At 61.2% G+C, this 1,442-nt stretch carries 1 protein-coding gene; it reads right to left on the bottom strand.

What is annotated here, in order from left to right; genetic code table 11:
* Positions 1 to 360: 360 nt before the first annotated feature.
* On the bottom strand, positions 361 to 1,442 hold a 1,082-nt coding region (locus RM96_RS19935; RefSeq protein WP_039013119.1), incomplete at its 5' end, for an IS110 family transposase.

Genomic DNA, 1,442 nt, shown 5'->3' on the forward strand with positions numbered 1-1,442 from the left:
GGTTTCGCCCTGCCGGGCGAGTCACTTTTGTCCGAGCGACAAAAGTAACCAAAAACGCGTTGATATGACTCCCGGTGTCAATAGATGGGGTTTTTAGGTTTGTAGGTTCATAGGCGACACGAATTTCCTGAGGGGCGGCGTAGCAGTAAAACTCGACGGTGGATCATGCTGATATTCGCGGGTTGGCTACCGCATTACAGAGGTCCGTCACATGAGCCTGCCGCTGCCTTACTGCGCAAGTCGGGTGATCCCCGTTGCCAAACGCGATCGCGGGTTGCTCGAATACCGGACTACGCTCGCCCCTCAGGAAACTCTTTCCGATTCAAATGTTTGTCAGCTTACGTCTGCGGCTGGGCCCTGCTAGGCGCTGCGCGGTACGGCCAGCCTCATGCCCAATCGCCCGATGTCCCAGATGAAGCCGGCCAACTCGCGAGCGACGGCAATGGCCGCCACGTGTTCGCTCTTGCCTCGTGCCACGAGTCTGCGGTAGCGTCGACACGGCCGGTGTTGTGCGTCCCAGGCGCGATCTATGATCGTCTTGGGAATGCCTTCCTGCCAGCGCTGAATGTCAACGCTCACGCGGGCCGGATGTCGGTAGCTCCACGCCGATTCAACCAGCAGCTTTCTTGCGTAGCTGTTGCCAGTCTTGGTGATGCTGCCCTGGCGCCGCTTTCCCCCGGAGGAATGCTCCGACGGGGTGACACCGATCCACGCCATCAGTTGCCGTGGATGCTCAAAGCGCGAGAGGTCGCCCAGCTCGGACACCAGCCCTATCGCCGACGTGAACTGGATGCCGCGCATGGCCTGCAAGGCGAGCACCACCGGATAGAAGCGCCAGTCGACAACCGCCTCACGCAAGGCTGCCTCCAGCCGTTCGGACTGCGCCAACCGGTCCTCGATGGTACGTCGGTGTTCGTCGAATGCCAGTTGCTGCCAGGGACTATCGAACGAAAACGTGCTTATCCAGCGACGGTGGGCTGGTCCCCAGTTCGCGCGACCGAGGTAACGCACGCCGTGCAAAAGCAGGAAAGACTTCAGCCGCTGTCGTGCCTGCTTGAGATCCTGCCTGGCCGCGGCCCAGGCGCGGGCGAGGTCGCGAAAGGCTTCGTCTTCGACGGTCGGTACGTGGACAGCGGAGAGATCACCCCCTCGCAGCGAGCGCACCAGCTTGATCGCGTCACGCCTGTCGGTCTTGACGCGCTCTCCAGGCTTGCGCGGGATCAGTGATGGCGCGCACACCATGCAATCGAACCCTTTCGCGACAAGCTGCCGATGCAGGCCGTATCCGCACGGGCCTGCCTCGTAGACTAGGCAGACATGCCTGGCCTTTGTCTGCAGTCGTTTGCACAAGCGATCGACTTCGATCTGCGTCGTGCCGATCTTGCCCAAGACCTCTACTTCGCCCGGGCCTATCGCATAGGCAACCGTGATTGAGTCCTTGT

This window comes from Cupriavidus sp. IDO (genome assembly GCF_000812465.1).
In the GTDB taxonomy this organism is placed as follows: domain Bacteria; phylum Pseudomonadota; class Gammaproteobacteria; order Burkholderiales; family Burkholderiaceae; genus Cupriavidus.